This is a genomic window from Fusobacterium sp. (genome assembly GCF_019012925.1).
Classification (GTDB): domain Bacteria; phylum Fusobacteriota; class Fusobacteriia; order Fusobacteriales; family Fusobacteriaceae; genus Fusobacterium_A.
Genome location: NZ_JAGIRL010000053.1, coordinates 1 through 17,518, shown reverse-complemented (window position 1 = coordinate 17,518; position 17,518 = coordinate 1). Strand labels below are relative to the sequence as shown.

14 protein-coding genes are annotated in these 17,518 nt (G+C 31.0%); 1 reads left to right on the top strand and 13 read right to left on the bottom strand.

The features are described 5' to 3' along the window. Positions 1–4: 4 nt before the first annotated feature. From QZ286_RS09760 to QZ286_RS09705, 12 genes are all read right to left on the bottom strand, one after another. Positions 5–1,648 (bottom strand): AAA family ATPase, encoded by a 1,644-nt coding sequence (locus QZ286_RS09760; protein ID WP_291256775.1) that lies wholly within the window; start codon positions 1,646–1,648, stop codon positions 5–7. A 114-nt stretch (positions 1,649–1,762) separates the two neighbouring features. After that, the gene (locus QZ286_RS09755) at positions 1,763–2,992 is read right to left on the bottom strand and encodes a dicarboxylate/amino acid:cation symporter (protein ID WP_291256774.1); all 1,230 of its coding nucleotides are present in this window, start codon (positions 2,990–2,992) and stop codon (positions 1,763–1,765) included. A 165-nt stretch (positions 2,993–3,157) separates the two neighbouring features. Beyond that, positions 3,158–3,994 carry a diaminopimelate epimerase gene (gene dapF, locus QZ286_RS09750; protein ID WP_291256773.1) on the bottom strand — a complete coding sequence of 279 codons (837 nt, stop codon included), beginning with the start codon at positions 3,992–3,994 and terminating at the stop codon, positions 3,158–3,160. Between the two features lie 156 nt (positions 3,995–4,150). Then, on the bottom strand, positions 4,151–5,455 hold the full coding sequence (gene lysA, locus QZ286_RS09745) for a diaminopimelate decarboxylase (protein WP_291256772.1): 1,305 nt from the start codon (positions 5,453–5,455) through the stop codon (positions 4,151–4,153). Between the two features lie 129 nt (positions 5,456–5,584). Beyond that, a complete protein-coding gene (locus tag QZ286_RS09740) occupies positions 5,585–6,916 on the bottom strand; it encodes an MATE family efflux transporter (RefSeq protein WP_291256771.1) in 1,332 nt (443 codons plus the stop codon). A gap of 263 nt (positions 6,917–7,179) precedes the next feature. Beyond that, positions 7,180–8,550: an amidohydrolase gene (locus tag QZ286_RS09735; protein ID WP_291256770.1), complete on the bottom strand. Its 1,371-nt coding sequence runs from the start codon at positions 8,548–8,550 to the stop codon at positions 7,180–7,182. A 9-nt stretch (positions 8,551–8,559) separates the two neighbouring features. Further along, positions 8,560–9,861 (bottom strand): NCS2 family permease, encoded by a 1,302-nt coding sequence (locus QZ286_RS09730; RefSeq protein WP_291256769.1) that lies wholly within the window; start codon positions 9,859–9,861, stop codon positions 8,560–8,562. A 24-nt stretch (positions 9,862–9,885) separates the two neighbouring features. Continuing rightward, positions 9,886–11,706 carry an oligoendopeptidase F gene (gene pepF, locus QZ286_RS09725; protein ID WP_291256768.1) on the bottom strand — a complete coding sequence of 607 codons (1,821 nt, stop codon included), beginning with the start codon at positions 11,704–11,706 and terminating at the stop codon, positions 9,886–9,888. Positions 11,707–11,727: 21 nt separating this feature from the next. Further along, positions 11,728–12,993, bottom strand: a complete 1,266-nt coding sequence (locus QZ286_RS09720) for a uracil-xanthine permease family protein (RefSeq protein WP_291256767.1) — start codon at positions 12,991–12,993, stop codon at positions 11,728–11,730. Positions 12,994–13,020: 27 nt separating this feature from the next. Continuing rightward, positions 13,021–13,398, bottom strand: coding sequence for a thioesterase family protein (locus QZ286_RS09715; protein WP_291256766.1), 378 nt, complete (start codon positions 13,396–13,398; stop codon positions 13,021–13,023). A 32-nt stretch (positions 13,399–13,430) separates the two neighbouring features. Further along, positions 13,431–14,060 (bottom strand): thiamine diphosphokinase, encoded by a 630-nt coding sequence (locus tag QZ286_RS09710; RefSeq protein ID WP_291256765.1) that lies wholly within the window; start codon positions 14,058–14,060, stop codon positions 13,431–13,433. Between the two features lie 9 nt (positions 14,061–14,069). After that, complete coding sequence (locus QZ286_RS09705) at positions 14,070–14,894, bottom strand: endonuclease/exonuclease/phosphatase family protein (RefSeq protein WP_291256811.1); 825 nt, start codon at positions 14,892–14,894, stop codon at positions 14,070–14,072. Between the two features lie 136 nt (positions 14,895–15,030). Between QZ286_RS09705 and QZ286_RS09700 the strand changes: the two genes are divergently transcribed. Then, positions 15,031–15,762: an HAD family phosphatase gene (locus QZ286_RS09700; RefSeq protein ID WP_291256764.1), complete on the top strand. Its 732-nt coding sequence runs from the start codon at positions 15,031–15,033 to the stop codon at positions 15,760–15,762. 52 nt (positions 15,763–15,814) lie between these two features. Here the strand turns inward: QZ286_RS09700 and feoB are convergent. Further along, on the bottom strand, positions 15,815–17,518 hold a 1,704-nt coding region (gene feoB / locus QZ286_RS09695), incomplete at its 5' end, for a ferrous iron transport protein B (protein ID WP_291256763.1).

The window sequence follows — 17,518 nt, the reverse complement described above, 5'->3', positions numbered from 1 at the left end:
TTCATTATTTTTCTATTTTATGATATACCCTTTTCCCGTCAAACACTAGGGCTATATTGGTTATATCAGCTATCCCTTCTCTTTTCAAAAGAGTATCATATCTATTTACCTTAATCTGATTTAAAGCTTCACCTAGCTCTTTTTCTACTGTTCTATCCTTTAATCTCTTTAACTCTAAAATATATGCTGGTTTATTTTTTTCTATTGGTTTCAATATTATGTCTGGTCTTCCATCTCCACTTTCAAAATTAGGAATTGAAAAATAGGTCCCTTCTAATCCATATAAAAATCCTGCTAAAAGAGTTTGATAAGGATTTTCATATCTTTTGTCTGTGTCATAAGTACTCATTGCATTTAGCACAAGATTTTCAAGACAACTTATTATCTCATCTAAATTTTTAGTTAAAAGTGCCACTTTTAATCTACTAATAGTCCCAAGTCCATTAAAGATAATATCTACAAAGAGGTTTTTAAAAAATGTCATAATTTCATTGTTAGGTATTCTCACAAAATATGTATTCATATCTATCTTTTCTTTCACTGTTAAATATCCTGAAAACAGTAATAATTCCCATAAATCATCTGAAGACAGATTACTCCCTAAAGCTATACTTTGGCTTATATATACTACTGTTTCTTTTCTATTAAATAGATTATTTAATGTATCAAATACCATTTTTTCAGAGTTCTTAAGTAACTCTTTTATTAAAGTATTTCCAGAAGTGTTTATCCAATAAGCTTCTAATTTTTTAGTTTTTAAAAATTTTAATATACTTAAAGGATTATATACTTCAGAATCTCCAAATTTATATCCATTATACCAAGACTTTACCTCATCAAGCTTATAGCTAACTCCATAATCTTGGAGAGATTTTTCTACTTCATCTTCAAGTAATCCAAAATATTGAGAATACTCATCATTAAGAATAGTATAGTTTTCTATATTGTTCAAGTCAGAGAAAATTCCTGCCTGAGCAACTCTGACTATTCCAGTTAAAACTCCCATATGCAAATATTGATTAGTTTTTAAGACATCTCCATAAAATCCCTTAATAAAATCTTTTACCTCATCATAATATCCTTTTTCATATGCTGTTATAATAGGATAGTCATATTCGTCTATCAATAAAATAACTTGTTGATTATATTTTCTATATAGAAGCTCTGTTATAAATTTCAATGCTCTTTTTAACTCACTAAAATTTGCTTTTCTAAATTGTAAATTTTCAAACAGTTGTATCTCTTCTGGAAAACACATATTTTTTAAACCTTGATACTCCTTAATAATATTAATAATAAGAAGTTCTATCTCTTCTATAAACTCTTTAAAATTGTTTCCTCTTATATCTTTCATTGAAAAAAATATTACAGGATATTTTCCTTGTTCACTTATCATAGGAGAGTTTTCTATGTACAAATCATTAAATAGTTTTCTATTCTCTTCTCTATTTTTTATATCAAAGAAATATCTAAGAGTGGACATATTAAGAGTTTTTCCAAATCTTCTTGGTCTACAAAACAGTTTTATCTTAGCTCCATCAAAAAGAATATCCTCTATGAATTTAGTCTTATCTATATAGTAATAGTCAAAAGTTATTATTTCTTTAAAATCTTCAACTCCAAGTCCTAATTTTTTTTGTTTTAACATAAAACCCTCCTTTCTATTCCCAACTATATTATACCATGAATTTCTTATTAACAAAATTATAACTTTTTGTTAATAGAAAATAGACTGCTACAATTAGTAACAGCCTATCTTTTATTATTTTAATTTTTTCAACATCCAGTCCTTACCTTCTACTAATCTTGTAACTAACATAGCTGCAACTGTATCTCCTGTAGCATTTATCATTGTAGCAGGTGGATCTACAAGGTATCCAATAGTTGCAATTATTGGAAATGCTCCTGTTGGGAAACCATACATTGTAACTATCAACATCTCTCCGATCAATCCTCCACCTGGTACTCCAGACATTACAACTCCACCTAAAATAGATAGAATCAGAGCACTTATATACACACCTACCCCTTCAAATGGAACATTATATATTCCAAAAAGAAATGATATCTTAAGTATTGAACTAAATACTGTTCCATCCATATGAGCAGTAGCACCTATTGGTAAAACTATCTCTCTAATATCCTTAGGAACTCCTATTCTTTCAGCAGCTTCTAAGTTTACTGGAAGAGTTGCTATACTACTCTGTGTAGCTATTGATGTTATTGCTGGTGAAATCAGATTTTTTATAGATTTCATCCCCAATTTTCCCCCAGCTATATATCCATATATTGGGAACATTATGAAGAAATAAGCTATACACAATGGATAGTAAACTATCATAGCCCTAGTATATGATCCAATCAACTCTTTTCCATACTCTCCAACTAAAGCGGCAAAGTAAGCTCCTAGCCCTATAGGTGCATAGTACATAAGTAGACTTATCATCTTCAAAAATACATCTGCTAAGGCTTCTAATCCCTTAGCCAATGGTCTCCCCTTTTCTCCTATCATATTTATACACAATCCAAAAACAATTGAAAATATTATCAATGGCAACATATTCTTTCTTGAAATCAGTTCTGGAAAATCTGTTACTGTTATAGCTTTTACTATTTGATCACCTGTTTGAAATGGCTTTAGTGCCTCAGCTGAAGGTAAACTCAAATGTACTCCCTGTGCTGGTGGGAAGATATTTACAACTATTAATATTATAACTGCAGCTACAGCACCTGTTGAAACAAATACCAATAAAAGATTTTTCAATATACTCTTCAATCTTTTCATATCATTCATACTTGATATTGAACTACTTATTGTCACAAAAACTAAGGGTACAACTATCATAAACATACCATTTACAAATAGATCTCCCAAAGGTTTTAATACCTTAGCTTTTTCACCAAAATTTATACCTATTATACTCCCTAAAATAATTGCCCCTATCAATATTACAGAAAATCTATATGATTCCCATACCCCTTTTTTATCCATTTCACACTCTCCTCTATTTTTTTCACTACTATTTTACTAAAAAAATCTTAATTTGAGAATCATTCAATTTTTTTTATTCATTGTTCATAGTTTTTATAAATATCTCTTAAAATATCTAAGATTTATTACTTTTTTATATTCATCTTTAAAGAATAATCCTATCTTTTATTTTAAAAACTCTCCATTACAGATTGTTTCAGCCTCTCCTCTCATTAATATATTGTAATCCTCATCTAATTCTATGAATATCACTCCACCCTCTGCTAACATCTTAACCTTTTTGCTCTTTATCTTGCCTAGCTTATATGCAATAGCAGCTGATGCACAACTTCCTGTTCCACAACCAAGTGTTCTAGAAGCTCCTCTCTCCCAAGTTTTTATCTCAATTGTCCCATCATCTATTACTTTTATAAAATTTACATTTGTCTTTCTTGGAAAAATATCTGTACTATACTCTATAGCTCTTCCCAATCTATCCACATCATAATTTTTATAATCATCAACAACTATAACTGTATGAGGAACTCCCATTAAAACAGATGAGATTCTTATCTCTTGTCCTTCAACAATAATTTTCTCCTCTAAAATACTATCTTTTTTAATAGTACAAGGGAGTGCTTCACTTCTAAAATCAACCCTTCCCATATTCACAGATATGTATTTAAGCTCATCTTCTTTAAATGTCAAAACAATATTTTTTATTCCAGCATCTGTTTCTACTGAAAATCTCTCTTTTGTTACAATCTTATTATCATATATAAATTTTGAAAAACATCTTATTCCATTCCCACACATCTCTCCTCTTGAACCATCTGAATTATAGTAATTCATCTTTATATCTGCTATTTCACTCTCTTCACAAGTCATCAATCCATCTGCTCCTACTCCAAAATGTCTGTCACACATCTTTTTAGCTAACATCTCCAGATCTAATCCTTTTTTCTCCATTCCATTTATCAATATAAAATCATTTCCTGCTGCTTGTAATTTTGAAAATTTCATCTAGTTTCTCCCTTTTATTACAGATTTTTCTCTATTCTAACTCACTGTTAAATTTTTTTCTATTCTTCAATCTATTTATTTTTTTATTCACAAAAATATAATAAGAACACTGATTTTTATTATCTTTCAATCATTATACAGTTCATCTTATTTGAATTACAGTTGAATAAAGAGATCATTTTTTACCATATCTTCATAACTCTCTCTTCTAATTGCCAATGAACTTTTTCCATCTTTTACAAAAACAACAGCTGGTCTTCTCATTTTATTATAATTACTTGCCATAGAATATCCATAAGCTCCAGTTGTTGATACCAATAAAAGATCTCCCACTTCACCTTTTTCCAATACACCATTTTTTATAATTAAATCTCCAGATTCACAACACTTACCAGCTACTGTTACCACCTCTTTTTCAACCATATTTAATTTATTTGCCACCACTCCATCATATTTTGCTTGATACAGAGCTGGTCTTATATTATCAGTCATTCCTCCATCTATAAACATATATTTTATCCCACCATAAGTTTTTTTATAACCACCAATTTTATATAGAGTGCTTCCTGCATTTCCAACTATACTTCTTCCAGGTTCTATACTCACTCTCTTCACACTCAAACTATGCTCTTCTAATTTATTCTCCAACTCTTTAATCATAGTTTTCATAAAAGCATTTATATCTATAGCCACATCACCATCAGTATAATATACTCCAAATCCTCCCCCTAAATTTATCTCTGGTATCTCTATATTTAGATTTTGAGATATTTTTTTAGTCTCCATAACCATCGTATTTATAGCTTCTAAAAAAGCCTTAGTATCAAAAATTTGTGACCCTATATGACAATGAAATCCTATAAAATCCAAATTCCTATCTATAACTATTTTCTTTATTATATTTGTTAAACTCTCATCAAAGATTGATTCTCCAAATTTTGAAGTATGCTTAGAAGTCCTTATATACTCATGAGTATGAGCATCTATTCCTATATTTAATCTCAACATAATTTTTATCTTTTTATCTCTCTTTTCACAAAGCTTAGATAGTTTCTCTATCTCCAACTCATTATCTATTATTATACTTCCAACTCCATAATCTAAGCACATCTCCAACTCTTCCAACGTCTTATTGTTACCATGCATATGAACTTTTTCCATAGCTAATCCACTAGCTTTTATTGTATAAAGTTCACCAGCAGATACAGCATCTATATCTAAATCATATTTTTCCACTAGCTGACACATAGCCTTAGCTAAAAAAGCTTTAGAGGCATATACTACCTGTGTATCAAATTTACTACTTTTAAAACTCTCCTTATAACTCTTCATATTTTCTTCTATCAGTTGCTGGTCCATTATATATAGAGGTGTTCCATACTCTTTTTCCAATTTATCAACTCTTATTCCTCCAATTGATAAAACTCCAGATTCATTTTTCATTGTACCAAAAAATTTCATTTCTCCCCTCCCATAAAATTTTAAGTTTAGCCTTTTATAATATTTTATACTCTACATATAACAAAAAATCAATAAAAGTTAAAAAAAGAGCCATTGCATTAAAAAAATTGCAACAGCTCCTTTAAATTACTATTTTCTTGTAACTGTATATCTCATCATAAATTTCTTTAAAAATGGGTAAGTCAGTACTGCAGTTATAAAATCTGCAAAAGGTAGTGCCAACCAGATCCCGTTAATTCCTAAAACTCTTGGTAATATCATCAAAGCTATAAATACAAAAAGAAAGCTTCTTGACATACAAATTATATTTGAGATAGAGGGACTTTCAACTGCTTGTAGATAAGCTATATTTACAAAGTTGAATCCTAAAAATGAAAGTGCTATTGAATACAGAATAAATCCTTTTGCTGATTCAATTATAAGTGGTACATCACTTGTGAAAACACTTACAACATTTTTAGAGTATATAAATATCAAAGCTAATGAAACTACTGATGTTATAAAACATACCTTGTGAGCAAAAACAAACATTTTTCTCACTCTCTTAAACTTCTTAACTCCAAAGTTATAACTCACTATTGGTTGTATACCCTGTGATAATCCAGTAAATAACATTCTAAAGAACATAAAACTATAAGATATAATTCCATAGGCTGCTGTTCCAAAAACACCAGCTTTCTCCATAAAGGCTATATTCAACAGAACTGTAATCACCGCCACAGCAAACTCCAATATAAATGAAGGAAAACCTATTGATAGCAATCTTTTTATCAATCTAAAATCTAATATCTTCCAATTCATCTTAAATCTAAAAGTTGAACCTATGAAGTGTCTACATAGATAGAGTGCTGATATTATCTGACTTATCGCAGTAGCTACTGCTCCTCCAACAATACCTAAATGAAACTGAAAAATAAATATATAATCTAGTACAATATTCAGAGCAGCTCCAATAAACATAGAGATCATAGCTCTTCTAGGTGCATTATCATTTCTTACCACTGCATTGAGTGACATTGACAACATCAAGAAAAATGTTGAAATGGTACAAGGATACATATATCCCTTTATCATTGGCATCAACTGATCATTAGCTCCCAATGTTTTCATCAGTGGTTCAGTAAATACAAATATTGCAATTGCAACTATTGCATACACTATGATATTCAACAAAATAATATGAGAAAAACATTTATTCTGATACTCAATATCATTCTTTTTAAACGCTATAAGAGTTGCTCCACCTATTCCAAACATCAAACTCAATGCCACAGTAAAATTTATTACAGGATAACCTATATTTACTGCTGCTACCCCATCACTTCCTACTCCTCTTGTGATAAATATACCATCAGCTATATTGTATAGAGATACAACTAGCATACTTAAAGTTGACGGTATTGCAAAAGTAAAAAATAATTTAGATATACTCTCTTTTCCAAGATTCAAATTTTTGCTCACTTTTCACCTTCCCAAAATTAATTAACTTATACTGATAACAAAACTATGAAAACACCAACTTAATCATTGAAATAATATATTATTTCAATATTATTTTTATATCTTAAATCGTCTTATAATAACATTTTTTTCTATTCAAGTCAATGATATTCCTAAGTATTTTTCACTTAATTTTTAATAAAAAATAAGACCTCTATCCCCTACTCTCAAACCCTTATTTTATAGGGCGTCAAGCTAGGTACAGAGATCTTTTTTTATTATCACTATTTTATATCTATCACAGGAAATCTATTAGGTAATTTTATCCCCGCTTTTTTTAAAACTTTTTCACTTTGAATTTTTACTCTTTCAAGAAGTTCCTTTTCATCTAAAAACAGTATCTCTCTCTCCTTCATCAACCATTTTCCATTACACATAGTTGAGTCTACATTTTCACTACTCATAGCATATATTATATTAGCTATTGGATCTACCATTGGTAATGAATGAATAGTATTTGGATTTAGCAGAATTAAGTCAGCTTTCTTTCCTATTTCTAAGCTTCCTATCTCTTTTTCTTGAAGTGCACATTTTGCTCCATTAATAGTTGCCATTTCTAAAACCTCTTCAGCAGAAACACTCTTTGGATCTAAAGTTCTTCCCTTATGTAATAGAGATGTTAAGTAGATATCTCTCATCATATCCATTCTATTATTAGAAGGAGCACCATCTGTTCCTATCCCTACTACTACTCCTTTTTCCATCATCTCTGGTATTCTTGCAAAACCAAGAACAACCTTCATAGCTGCAGCTGGATTATGAGAAGCTTTTACATCATACAATCTAAATAGATCTATCTCTCTTTCAGTAAGCCATACAACGTGAGCAGCTACTAAATTCGGTCCTAGAGCTCCCAATCTATACAGATGTTCAACTGTTGTCTCCCCTCTTGTAGCTCTTGTATAATCCATCTCATCTTTTACCTCTAATATATGCATATGTATTCCTGTATTATACTTATCTGCTAATTTTTTTGTTCCAACAATCAATTCATCTGAATTGTTAAAAATCGTTCTAAGCCCAAACCATATTTTTATTCTTCCATCTGCTGTATTATTTAATTTTTTAAATAACTCTTCCTGCTCTTTTAACTCTTCACTTGCTGTTTTTTGCCAAGGTTTTGGTAATCCCTCTCCCTCATCCATAGTAGATTTGCATAGACAAGCTCTCAAACCACATTTTTCAACTGCCTCAGCCATTGCCTCAACATATTGACCACCAGCTTCTAAAAATGTAGTAGTTCCTGATTTTATCATCTCTACACAACAAGCCATTGAAGAAATCAATGAATCTTCATAATCAAAACTACTCTCATATGGCCAAACTCTCTCTCTCAACCAAGTTAATAGAACAACATCATCTGCTATTCCTCTTCCTAACTGTTGTGAAAGGTGTACATGAGTATTTACAAATCCTGGAAGAACTATTTTTCCTTGAGCATCATATATCTCTACATCATCTCCCAAAGCTTTTTCATCAATCTTTCCTATCTCTTTTATTATATCATTTTCTATAAGGATTGAACCTCCGTTAAATACTTCTCTTTTTTCATTCATTGATACAATATAACCATTCTTTATTAAAATCTTTCCCATCTTATTCACCTATCTCCATATTAAATTTACTAATGATAAAGCTCCAATTATCCAAAGTACAGTATTAATTTTATTCCATTCCTTAGCTACAGCATGCATTATGATGTAACTTACAAATCCAAAACTCAATCCTATACTGATACTATAAGTAAGTGGCATAAATATAATTGTTACAAAAGCTGGTACTGCAATCTTTATATCATGTAAATCTAGCTCCCTTACACTTTTAAACATAAATACTCCAACCATAACTAATGAAGGAGCTGCTGCAAACATAGGTACAACTCCTACTAATGGTGTGATAAGTAAAGCTACTAAAAATAACACTCCTGTTACTAAAGAAGCCAATCCTGTCTTTGCTCCCGCTGCTATTCCAGCTGCCGACTCTCCAAAAGTTGTAACTGTACTTGTACCTAAACAAGCTCCAATTATAGTTGAAGATACGTCAGCAAACATCATTTTTCCTAGTCCTTTATATTTTCCATTCTCATCAACTAATCCAATCTCTCTAAAACAAGCGATCAAAAATCCCAAAGAATCAAATAGATCAATAAACATAAAAGAGAATATAGAACCAAATAGTGATATTTTAAAAGCTCCAAATATATTTAATTTGAAAGCTATCGGCTCAATACTTGGTGGCATAGCTACTATAGCTTTTGGCAATTCAACCAATCCAAATATCATTCCTAAAATTGTTACAATCACTATACTTATTAGTATTCCACCCTTTATTCTCTTCAATTCAAAAATTGCCATAAGCACCAATCCTAAAATTGATAGAGTCACAGGTAGATCGAATTTTCCTAAAGCTACTAATGTTGCTGGATCTGCTACTATAATTCCCATATTCTTCAATCCTATAAATGCTATAAATAAACCTATTCCAGCAGTTGAAGCAATAGTTATAGGAGTTGGAATAGCTGAGGCCAACTTCTCTCTCAGACCAGAAGCAGCAAGTATAAAAAATACCACTCCAGATATAAATACTACTCCTAGAGCATCTTGCCAAGGTACTCCCTTTCCCATTACCAGTGTGAATGTAAAAAATGCATTCAATCCCATTCCAGGTGCCATAGCAATAGGTACATTCCCTATAAATGCTGAAAGGAAAGTTCCTATTGCTGTTGCTAAACAAGTTACAGTTATTAATGCTCCCTTATCCATTCCAGCCAAAGATAAAATAGCTGGATTGACAAATATTATATAAGCCATAGCTAAGAATGTTGTCATTCCCCCTATAACTTCTGTTTTTAAATTACTATTTCTCTCTTCTATCTTAAATACTCTTTCTAACAAAGTGTTAGCCATAATCTCCTCCAAAATTTTTATACCTTAGTTTCCTAATTTATGTAACTCTTTTTCTAAAATATCAAGAAGTCTATCAAACTCTAAAGCCACCGCTGAAAAACTCTCCTCTTTTTCTAAATCCACACCAGCTTTTTTCAACTGTGTCATTGGATGATCATTTCCTCCTGATTTAAGAAGTGTTAAGTAATCCTCTTTAGCTTTTTCTCTTGTACTCTCATCATACTTTTTATTAGTTATTCTATCATATAGATTTGCTGATGATGCAAAACTTGTAGCATACTGATATACATAATAAGGAGAGTTAAAGAAATGTGGGATTCTTGCCCATATTATTTTTTGCAACTCATCAATTGTCACTGTATCTCCAAAGTACTCTTTAAATAGGTTTTCCATTATTCCACTTAAAACATCTGGAGTAATAGCTTTTCCCTCTTCCACTAATCTATGTGCCTGTGCCTCATAGTTAGCAAATAAAGTTTGAATATAGAAAGTTCCAACTATATTTCCTAATGCTTGCTCTATTAAAGCGATCTTCTCTATTGGATCTTCTGATTTTTCTATCATATAATCCAATAACAATCTTTCGTTGAAAGTAGAAGCAACCTCTGCTACAAATATTGTATAGTTGTGAAGTGCATAAGGTTGGTTTTCATTTGAAAGCATAGTATGAAGTGTGTGTCCTAATTCATGAGCTAATGTAAATACATCATCTAAAGTAGATTGATAGTTTAATAGCATATATGGATGAACATCATAAACACCTATTGAGTAAGCTCCACTTCTCTTATTTTCAGTTTCAAAAACATCTATCCAACCTTCACTTATGGCTTTATTCATCTTTTTAGAATAATCTTCTCCCAATAGAGCTACTGAGCTATATACCATCTCTTTTGCCAAATCGTAGTCAAACTTTTTGTCATAATCAACAATGTTTATACTATTGTCATAATAGTGATACTCTTTTAATTTTAAAGCTCTCTTTCTTAAGTTTACATATCTTTGTAGAGGTGCATTGTTCTTTATAGCTGACTTTAGTAAAGTATTAAATACATCTACTGGAACATTTTTAGGCTCTAATGCTTTTTCTAAAGATGAACCATAGTTTCTTCCCTTAGATGAAGCTACATCTCTTTGAAGTAAGGCTCTATAAATAGCTCCATATGTATTTTTATTGTTTTCAAAAGCACTATATAGTGCTTCAAAAGCTTTTTTTCTATCCTCTTGATTTCTATTTGTTCCTAAAACTTTTGAGTATATACCATTTGTCACTGGTCCTTCATAACCATCTGAAAGTTTAACCTCATTCCATTTCATATCTGAAATAGAAAGCTCTGCATATATATCATGAGGAGCTCCCATATATTGTCCATAATATGACAACAATCTCTCCTTACTCTCATCTAATACATGCCCTTGTAATCTATAGATCTCCATAAGTCCAAATTTACGATCTTTTAATTCTATATTTTCAGCTATCCACTTCTCCATTGTTTCTTTAGGAATCTCCAATATCTCTGGAGTAATCCAAGCTGCATTTACAGCATATCCTGTATATAGAGCTTGAATCTCTTGTAATTTTACTGAAGATGTTTCATCTTTAGAGTTTAGATCTTTTAACATATAAGCATAAACATATAGTTTATCCAGTACTCTCTCTATCTTCTCCTCAAGTTCAGCCAACTCAATAAAATCCTTACAACTATTTTTTATCTTTCCTTTATAATTTGGAATTTTATCCATCAATGATCTTAAAGTCTCTAATTCCTGATCCCAATCATTCCAATCAGAGTAAAAATCTGTCATATTCCATTTATATCTATCTGCTATCTCATCTCTTTTTACCATAGTGTCCTCCTTATGTATCTCTTAATCTAGTGTCTTTAATTTTATCTCTCTATCTCTTGGAAGAACTTTATTTAATAATACTCCTGAAAATGCAGCTAGTGCCAATCCAGATACTGATACAGTCTCCCATATTACAATATTATCTACAGCTATTCCAAGTACAAATATTATTGAAGCAATTATTAGATTTCTTGAGTTAGAAAAATCTAATCTTGCCTCTACCACTGTTCTCACTCCAACTGATGCTATCATTCCAAAAAGAATTACTGATACACCACCCATTACTGGTAGTGGGATTGTTTGAAGTAGTATTCCAAATTTACCTATAAATCCTAGAGCAATAGCATAACAAGCTGCTATTCTAAGAATTGCTGGATCATATACCTTAGTTACTGCCAATACTCCAGTATTCTCACCATAAGTTGTATTAGCTGGTCCTCCTAGACATCCAGCTACTATTGTTGCAAGTCCATCACCTAAAAGTGTTCTATGTATTCCTGGATTTTTAAAGAAATCCTTTCCTACAACAGCACCATTAGTAGTTATATCCCCTATATGTTCAATAAACACAACTAAAGCTATCGGAGCTATTGCTATTATTCCAGTTAATGACATAACTGGCATTGTGAATAGATCTTTTGTAGCCTCTGGTGAAAGTCCTATCCATTTTGCTTGAGAAACCACTCCAAAATCAACCATTCCTAAAAAAGTTGCAACTATATAACCTACTATTACGGCTACTAGAATAGGAATTAATCTCAAGAATGATTTTTTCATCATAGTTATTGATACCATAGTTAAAATTACACAAACAGCTACTATTAAGCTTTTTGTATCAAACTTTCCATTTGTATAACCAGCCATTGACAATGCAGTTGGACTCATTCTAAGCCCTATTAACATTATTATCGGTCCTGTTACAATTGGTGGGAAAAATGATTTTATTCTCTCTACTCCAAATGTTTTTACTAAATATGACATCAATACATATATAAGTCCCGCTGCAATTACTCCACCTTTTATAGAACCTATACCCTCATTTTTTAAAACTAAAGTTAACGCCCCTATAAAGGCAAAAGATGACCCTAAAAAAACAGGTACTATTCCCTTTGTACAAAGGTGAAATATTAACGTTCCCGCTCCTGCTGAAATCAGTGCTATCGACGGATTTAACCCTGTTAAAAAAGGAACTAATACAGTTGCTCCAAACATTGCAAGTACATGCTGTATTCCAAGTATAAACCTTGTATTTCCTACTATTTTTTCATTTTTTTCTTCTAATTGCATTTTAATAAATCTCCTCCAACTCTCTCTCTATTTTTTTAACTTCGCTAAAAACTTCTCTTCATTTATAATGAATCTACTATGCTCTCCCTCTCCTACAAGAGTCTCTCCATGTAATACTTTCACTGAAAAATCCAATCTTTTTCCATCAACCTTCTCTAAAGTAGCAGTACAAACTACCTCATCACCTACAAGATTAGCCTTCATATGCTTTATATTTACAGATATACCAACTGTTGTCTCTCCTTCACCTAACTCTTTTTGTGCAAGATTAAATGCTGTATTCTCCATAAAAGCTATCAACATTGGTGTTGAAAAAACTTCTAAAGCTCCAGAAGCCACTTTAGCTGCTGTCTCGCTTTCGTTTACTACCTTTTGTTGTGTTAGAGTCATTCCTTCTTTCAACATAATTTTCCTCCTATATTAAAATTTATTTAAAACTATTTAACTAATATACCTAATAACTTTCCCTTTTCAAATGAGATCTCACATCTATCTTCCTCTATGATATTACTCATACATATGCTATCCCCTCTATGAAGAGTATACTTGTCTAATGGGTATTTAACTCCTTTTAGTGTCAAGCCCTCCACCTTTTCAGAGAAAGGAACAAAAGATATAGTTTTTCCCTTTTGAAATAGAATAACCTTATCCCTTTCTATCTCAAAAATCTCCTCTTGCTCTGTTATAAAACTCAAATTTTTAAATTTAAATATCAAGTTTAAATTTGTTAGCTCATGGTCCTTTCGTCCACCCAATCCACCTATAATAACTATTTTATCATACTCTTTCTCTGTTACATATTGTAACACAAGTTCTCCATCAGTAAAATCTTTTTCCTTTGGAAATCTTTTTATTCCAACTCCTACCTCTTCATATTTTTGTAGTATCTCTTCTGATACAGAGTCCAAATCCCCCCAAATCTCTCTAGGAAAAATACCTAACTTCTCTAGAAGGTTAGCTCCTCCATCGGCACAATAAATATCTCCCTCTTCTCTTTCTAAGAGTGTTAAATAAAACTCTTTACTTCCCAAAAGCTCTCCATTAAAAAATATGTATGCTCTTCTCATCTTCTCCCTCTAGTCATCATCAAATTCAGTATTTACAACTATAAAAATTGGTAAATGATCTGAGATTTTTTCCCTCATAAGTTTATATTTTTTCTTTGTAAAATCCAATGCTCCACTCTTTCCATCAAACTCTTGAGTATAAATTTTTGATAAAAACATATTATCATAGGAGTTTGCCAGTTTTTCTTTACCTATTGTAGTCTTTATTTTTGGAGAAACTGTATAAATTATTTCATCATTATGCTTAACTATGTTCTCAAAAGCTTCATCTTGAGCACTTAGATTAAAATCTCCAGCTATGATAATATCGTTCTCGCTCTCATCTAAATTTTGAAAATAGTCATAGACTTTATCTATTTTAAAGGCTTCCGCTCTTCTTTGTGACTCCTTTTTTCCAAAAATTGTATGAACCATAATCATAGTAAAATCGAAATTATCTATTTTGAAGTCTGCTCCATATGGTGGTCTTTCAAACTCATCTTTCTCATCTGGATAAAATCCTCTCTCCTGTAAAAAATTTACCCTCTCTTTTTTCCATACATATGCATAATACTCTTTATAACTATGCCTTCCAACTGAATAAGGAGATATATGGTATTCCCATTTTTCACCACTCTCTTTTTCCAACTCTTTTACTAATTTTTCTAATCCCTCAACACTCATAACTTCAACAAGTCCAACTATATCAAAGTTCTTGAGCACATTACTCAATAGCTTGTAATCTTTTTGACTTTTTCCTAATCTCAAAGTATTAAAAGAAGCTATATATGCCTCTTGAGCAAAAAGAGAAAAGGATAATAACAAATATAAAATAACTCTTTTTATCCCCACTATTTTTACCTCCTCTCTAGTTTTATTCAATATTATATCATTTTTTAGAAAAATTACTAAGTAAGAATTTGACTTTTTTTATTTTTTCAACTATAATTTTTCTAATATAGAATTAAATTATTTAAGGGAGGTATTGTGTATGATTGCAGCTTTTTTTGATATTGACGGAACTATTTTTAGAAACTCTCTTTTAACTGAACATTTTAAAAAATTGATTAAATATGATTTGTTAGATTTTAGAGAATATGATAGAAGAGTTAAAGAGGCGTTCAAACTTTGGGATGAGAGGGTTGGAAACTACGATAGTTATCTTGAAGATCTTACAGGTACATATGTTGATGCTATAAAAGGTCTTCCAATAAAATATAACGATTTTGTAGCTGATAAAGTGGTAGAATTGAAAGGAAACAAGGTATATACCTATACTAGAGAGATGATCAAGTGGCACAAATCACAGGGACACCTTGTAATCTTCATCTCTGGTAGTCCTGATTTTTTAGTTTCTAGAATGGCTAAAAAATGGAATGCAGATGATTTTTGTGGTTCTACTTATCACACTTGTGAAAATGGAACTTTTACTGGAGAAATCTCTCCAATGTGGGATTCAAAAAATAAATTAAAATCTATTCATATGTTTTGTGAAAAATATAACATCGACTTAGATAAAAGTTTTGCCTATGGAGATACACATGGAGATATAACTATGTTGGAACTAGTTGGTCATCCTAAGGCTATCAATCCTAGTTTAGAGTTATTAACTAATATCAAAAACACACCTAGTTTAAAGGATAAAACAGAGATCATAATTGAAAGAAAAGATGTCATATACTCTGTTAATTCTGAGGTTAAAGTTTTAAATAACAACTTATAATAGAAAAATAGTGATCTTAGCTCTTGAACTTTGATCACTATTTTTTAATATTTTAAATTAGATATTTTCCTATTTGGAATATTAAAGTTGAAGCTACATATGGAACAACTAGCATAATTCCAACTACTTTCCATAAATATTTCCAACCAAACTCCTGCTTAATAGCTCCTAATGTTGTTACACAAGGAACAACTAAAAGAATAAATGCCATAAATGAGTAAGCTCTTACTGGTGCTAATTTATCATCAGGCCAAAGATTAAATGTAGCTTTTATTATTCCTCTTCCCTCTTCTTCTATCTCCTCTGGTGTTGGCATCTTAAATCTTGCCATATCTAAACTCACTATTCCTACTACTGATTTTTTTACTGCTACTCCCAACTCTTTTACTTGGAAAACTAAATCTTGAACAATTGTTGTCTCCTCTACCTCTTCAGTGACAACTTCCTCATCACTCTCCAATGGTAATGCTTGTGATAAAAATCCTACTACTACCTCTTTAGCTACCATACTTGGAATGATTGCTGCTACTGTTTCCCATCTATCTCCAAATCCTGTAGGTTTCATTACTGGAGCAAAAGTATGTCCAAATTTAGCTATATATGATGTATTTGAATCTCCATTATTTGGGAAATATGTCAAAGTCCATAAAATCATCATAATTCCTAAAATTATACTTCCAGCTCTCTTTATATATGCTGAAACTCTTGTCCAAGTAGATGTTAATACAGTTTTTAAACTAGGTACTCTATATGGTGGTAATTCTATTAATAGTGCTTTATTTTCTGATTTAAATCCTTTTACATTTTTTAGGAATAATCCAACTAAAACTGCTACAAAAATTCCTAAGAAATATAGAGAAGCCACTATTATTCCAGCCTTCTGTCCAAAAAATGCTGCTGTAAATAAACCATAAACTGGTAATCTAGCCGAACATGACATGAAAGGTGTCATTGCTGCAGTAAGCTTCTTTGAGCTCTCATCTTCCATTGTTCTTGTAGCATAAATAGCTGGTACTGTACAACCAAATCCTATTATCATTGGTACAAAAGATTTTCCATTCAATCCCATCTTTCTCATCAATTTGTCCATTAAGAAAGCAACCCTTGACATATATCCGCTCTCTTCTAAAATTGATAAAAAGAAGTATAGAAAAGCCATCATTGGAGTAAATACTAAAATTCCTCCTACTCCCCCCAAGATTCCATCTATAATCAATGAATGTAGCCAATCAGGCGTTCCTTCTACTAGTATTTCTAAGTATTTTCCAATAAAATTAGAACAAAATCTTCCTACCCACTTAACAAATGGAGCACTTCCACTGAATACGAAATCCATTCCACCAAACATAATTAAGAAAAATAGTGGTAGTCCTAAAATTTTATTTAATATTATTTTATCCACTTTATCAGTAAAATCTAGTCTTGATTTTATTGATGTTGTAAATGTTTTTGCTAAAACTCCATTAACTGCTCCATATCTCTGCTCAGCTAATATAGTCTCACTGTCATTGTCATACTTATCTTCTAATTTTAATATTCTCTCTTCGAATTTTCCAGTTACATCTATATTGAATTTTGTTTTTAGCTTTTCGATTAAGTGACTATCTCTCTCTACTAGCTTTATAGCTATATACTCTGCTGAATATACTTTTAAAGCTTCTGAGTAGCTCTTATCTTCTTTTATCTCTTTTACAATCTCTTTTACTAGAGCAGTTGTTCCCTCATCAAATGGTAGTGAAAACTCTATATCTTTCTT